Here is a 3,160-nt window from a genome sequence, read left to right as displayed (position 1 = left end):
CTATAATACATCTCCTTAATAGGGGCACCAAATACCATCACATAGGAATATCTTCTAAAGTCTATTTTATTGGACTCAATGAAATTCTTAACATCAACAGTATCGTTCACCGATTCAATACAAACCTCAAGATCTTCTTTAGTATTTATAAACCTATAGGCATCAGGATAGTACGGAGTCTTAAGTGTAGTGAGCTTATAGCAAGCACTATATTTGATATAGTGCTTGCTATAAGCGATAGAGAGTAGACTTAAGACTATTGTCGCAGTAAATACGACAATGAGAAAAAGTCTTTTTTTTGTCATTTGCCCTGCTTTCTTAATGAGTTATTGGAATTGTAGTAAATGCGCCATTTACCTCCATTTGCTGGATATGGTTGCAAATAATCTGATGAAGGCGAAAATAAATCCATTAAGCCGTAATGGTAATTTACAGATTCACTTGTGCCTTGCACTCCATAAAATTTGAAATATTGAGCAAATACATACGCTATTGGTCGTTGTGACCCAAGCAAAGCTCCTTGTTGATGATCTCCTTCTCCGTGTGGATGTGGATTTGTGTCTGCAGAATGGCAAGAATACATATATAACATCGCATTTTCAATATTGCCAGTCGGTTGAGGAAGATCTTGAATATTTGGAGCAGGAGACCTTGAAATATTAGTTTTCCCATCTCCTGTTGCCGTAAACTGCTGACCTTCACCAACAAGAATTGATTGATTCTTCCCGTGCGTCATAATTAATACTTCAGAAATCTCAGTTCCATTCATATTTTTCCAATCTTCTGAGAAAGCCTGAGTAGTACTTGTCTGACTCATGGCTACACTTCCAGCTCCATACTTTTTGATGCCGTCATTATATTGCACTTTTGCTTGTTTGCTGAAATCTTTTGAATAAAATATGAATTTCTTGATATTCTTAGTATCTGTTATGACCTGCCCATCTAAATCAGTCCATTCTTTTCCATTGTAATCTATGTATATTATAGGATTATTGCCTGAGAAACAGTAGGAAGAATGGCTATAATATTCTTCTTGTGCTGGGTCAGTTGACATCCACAGGCTGATACGTGGGTCATAGTAGCGGGCACCGTAGTAGTACATACCTGTCTCCTCATCGAACTCTTTAGCGTTGAAGAGATAAGGAGTGTTCCACACGTTGTTGCGCTCCTCGATGAAGACTTCGCCGAAGGGGACATACTCGATGTGCTGAACTACTTCACCGTCAAGGTTGGTAATGAAGCTGGAACTTCCGAGGTGGTCGGGGTGATAGAAGAACTGCAAGTTCTCGTAGTTGTCGGGATCTTTGAAAGACCGCGAAACCGCGCGGGTCTGAGCCTTCCGAGCCTGCGCAACAGCCGCCTCCATTGAACCGTCATTGCAGCAGAATCCTTCGCCGTCAGCATAGTTGTCGTTGTCAGTGCCGTTGTACGGTACATCGAAGAACTTGTAGTTGTCCTTGATAACCTGCTGCTGCGCTGCATACTTTGACTTGTAGTCAACCGAAAGGCCGTCGGTGTTGGCACCGGCATATTCTATGCGGCGCGGGTCTGAGCCGTAGGAGGCGAAATCGCCGACCTTGGACACAATTCTCTGCGAACCAGCGTAGATATGTTTGGTGTAACGACCTCCCTGATTAGCCACGAGGTACGGGCTGACATAGAGGGAGAATTTCGCGGTGTTGGTCGAGCCACCGGAGAAGACTCCGTTGACATAGACCTGATCGCTTTCTCCGGATGTCTTGACAGTGCGCTCTCCGTCGGCGTCGTACCAGTAGTTGGACACGAAGCCGTTGTCGTCAACAGCAAGCAGACGATTCTCCTCATCCCAGATAAGCTTGCGCTCTCCGACACTGTTATCTCTATGGCCATCCGTCATTACGCGATTGGTGTTGACGTAAATAAGGTTGCCGTTTTTGTCGTACTGGTAGATGTGACCGTTCTCCACTTGTTGACCTTCGGGAGTCTCCTCAGTGCGGTAATTAACATCCTTTACACTTTCGAGTTGGAATTTCTTTCCTTCTTCCGAACTGTAGGCGTAAGTGAGGTCGTAACCGACATTGAGGGTGCCGTTGAACTGAACGTTGTCCTGAGTGAGATGCTGGCTCTTCGACTTGATGCGGTGCATATTGTCATAGCCCATAGCGAGGGTATAGGATGCGGACTTGTTGTCTGCTCCGGTGTATGTACCTTTGGCGGTGGCGAGACGATAGAGACCGTCATAAGTATAGGTGTGCGACATCTGGCCGCCGGCATTGCCGTTGGCAGGGAGAGAAGCATTATTTGCCACCGAAAGTACATTGCTGACCGCATCAAACGTATAGGCGTTGTCCATAATGGATGTGCCTCCGCTGTTGACAGCGAGATTGCTCAGGCGGCGACGGTTGTCGTAGGTGTAGAATGTCTCCGCGCCGTTGCAGTACTTCAGGTAGCTGCGCTGCTCGAACTTGTCGTAGCCTAACTTGGTGATGTAGTCATAGCCGTATGACTTCTCGCCGCGAACCTTTTCAAGGAGACCTCCGAGGTTGTAGGAATAAGTAACCTTCTCCTCGTCGGGATAGATCATCTCGATGAGTCGGTTGTGGCTGTCGTAAGTCCACTGGGTGACGTAGGTTGCAATCGCCTGATTTGGCACGATGAGAGTGCGGCGTGTCTTGGTCTGATTTAAGGTCACACCATTATCAATAGATATGCTTATACATCGCGTCAGAATCATTACAGGAGTTGAGATTGCTATTCCATCTTAATTAACAAAATTACGGATAATATTTAAACCAACAATGCGATATGCTGAAAAACATATCAGTATTACTCCGATTAAAAGAGAAATGCCACCGAAAGCTCATGTAGCAGCCGGTGGCATGGGATATATTTAGGGATTGGTAGGATAGTAGTTTACAAAAGTGGTGTCGGCTTGGGTTCTATGCTCCTGATGTCGGATTAGCGACCTCATGCTGTCAACTTCGTTGGGCTTGCCGTGGAGCATAAGGCGTTCACGGTGCATTACCACATTCATGTCGCGGTTAAGTCCACGCTCGTAACGGTAGAGCCATTCCACATCTTTTAGCTTTGAGTTTTTGTTGAGCTGATAGAAGAATCCATAACCGAAACCTCCGGCGGCGAGAAGTAGAACCGCAAAGATGGTATAGACCCAATGTGGGGT

General features: G+C 45.5%; 3 protein-coding genes. All 3 read right to left on the bottom strand.

All coding sequences use genetic code 11. The features are described from left to right. Positions 1–305, bottom strand: a 305-nt coding sequence (locus tag C5O24_RS14365) for a hypothetical protein (RefSeq protein ID WP_205961113.1), incomplete at its 3' end; no start/stop codon positions are given. Further along, positions 302–2,332: an RHS repeat domain-containing protein gene (locus C5O24_RS12060; RefSeq protein WP_228449333.1), complete on the bottom strand. Its 2,031-nt coding sequence runs from the start codon at positions 2,330–2,332 to the stop codon at positions 302–304. The genes C5O24_RS14365 and C5O24_RS12060, both read right to left, overlap by 4 nt. A gap of 537 nt (positions 2,333–2,869) precedes the next feature. Then, on the bottom strand, positions 2,870–3,160 hold a 291-nt coding region (locus C5O24_RS14120; RefSeq protein ID WP_161553901.1), incomplete at its 5' end, for a hypothetical protein.

Source organism: Paramuribaculum intestinale (assembly GCF_003024925.1).
Classification (GTDB): domain Bacteria; phylum Bacteroidota; class Bacteroidia; order Bacteroidales; family Muribaculaceae; genus Paramuribaculum; species Paramuribaculum intestinale.
The sequence above is the reverse complement of the archived record's forward strand: the minus strand, read 5'-3'. Positions and strand labels throughout refer to the sequence as shown.

What these genes read in the sequence shown, in the direction of transcription:
- C5O24_RS12060 (WP_228449333.1), bottom strand. Translation starts at nt 2,332, where the DNA reads ATGGACAACGCCTATACGTTTGATGCGGTCAGCAATGTACTTTCGGTG.